2 protein-coding genes are annotated in these 1,438 nt (G+C 48.7%); both read left to right on the forward strand.

Translation table 11 applies throughout. The annotated features are described in order from the left end of the window. Positions 1 to 528 (forward strand): RHS repeat-associated core domain-containing protein (locus F475_RS30150; RefSeq protein ID WP_146602968.1); only part of this gene is annotated, 528 nt, incomplete at its 5' end. Positions 529 to 530: 2 nt separating this feature from the next. Next, entirely contained in the window at positions 531 to 887 is a 357-nt protein-coding gene (locus F475_RS30155; RefSeq protein ID WP_140393624.1) for a hypothetical protein, read from the forward strand. The last annotated feature ends 551 nt before the right edge of the window (positions 888 to 1,438 follow it).

Raw genomic sequence — 1,438 nt, forward strand, 5'->3', positions numbered from 1 at the left:
ATTTCCGGCCAGACCACCAGTTATGTCTTCGACGGTGCCAACCTGGTGCAAGAACTGACCGGTACTGTCACCCCCACGGTACAGGCCAATCTCCTTACGGGCGGTTTGGACGAAGTATTCAGCCGCACCGAGGCCAGCGGCAACACCTACAGCTACTTGACTGATGCGCTGGGTTCAACCCAAGCGCTTACCGACAGCACTGGCGCGTTCACCACGCAATACACCTATGACCCTTATGGCCAAACCAGCAGCACCGGCTCCGCCAGTACCAACAGCCAGCAGTACACCGGGCGGGAAAATGATGGCACGGGTGTCTATTATTATCGGGCACGGTATTACTCTCCAGGCTTTGGACGGTTTATCTCGGGAGATCCGATTGGACTTGCGGGGGGGATTAATACGTATGGTTATGTTGGCGGGAATCCGATTGGCATTACTGATCCATATGGCCTCGCATATCAATTGACGATTTCTGGCGGCGTAGCTTTGATAGTCCCAGGAACAGGGGAAGTCTTAATGTGGTCGTAGGTGTGAATCTCGATTGGATGAACACATCGGTGTACTCACAAGGTCAAGCCAATGGTTGGCTCGGTGCAGGCTATTATGTTGGATGGGGAGTCAGTATCGTTGGTGGAGATGGTGATGCCCCTACTACAGGTTTTGATCACACATCGTACGCGGAAGCCGATATCGGCTGGGGGCCAGCATTCGGTATTAGTGCCTCAGGAAACAGCTGCGGTAACATATCGGGTGTATCTGGAGCAGTCCCATACAAATTTGGACTTGGTAAAGGGCTTGGTGCGTTTGTCGGTCAGTCAGGAACTGCAACAGCAGTATCTCCAACGATCCAGAGTGCTAAAAACTGGTTTAACTCATTCAAACATTGAGATAAGCCCCATAAACATCTACAGTTACGAAAAAATCACATCACTTGAGGTTTTATAAAATGAAGTCTCACGATAAAAATTATTTTCTAAAGGAAATACGTCATCGACGTAATTTGTTTTGGTTGTGGTTGCCAGTCGCGCTCTTGATCCAGCTGGCAGTCATATCAATTATAAAAATTTCTTGGGGGGAACCACCAGCATGGATTTTCACAACACTTAATGCCGGCAGCGCTATAATTGGATTTATACTAATAATCCGAGTTTCAAAAATACGCTGTCCTAGGTGCGGAAATAAGGCACTTCGATTCATCCCGCTAACAACCATGAAATATGTTTGCTGTCAATGGTGTAACTATCCAGAAAATGAATAATTCAACGTGTGTGGCAGGGTATTTTTAGTTAAACATGCCATTGAACATTTTAACGACAGTGACGGGAGCAATACCTACACCTGGGATTCGCGCCAGCGCCTGAGCACGCTCACGGGCGCCGTATCCGGGAGTTTCAGTTATGACGCGGCCAACAGGCGCAGCCAGAAGACAATTTCCGGC

Origin of the sequence: Pseudomonas sp. URMO17WK12:I6 (genome assembly GCF_003253625.1) — a bacterium.
Classification (GTDB): Bacteria; Pseudomonadota; Gammaproteobacteria; order Pseudomonadales; family Pseudomonadaceae; genus Aquipseudomonas.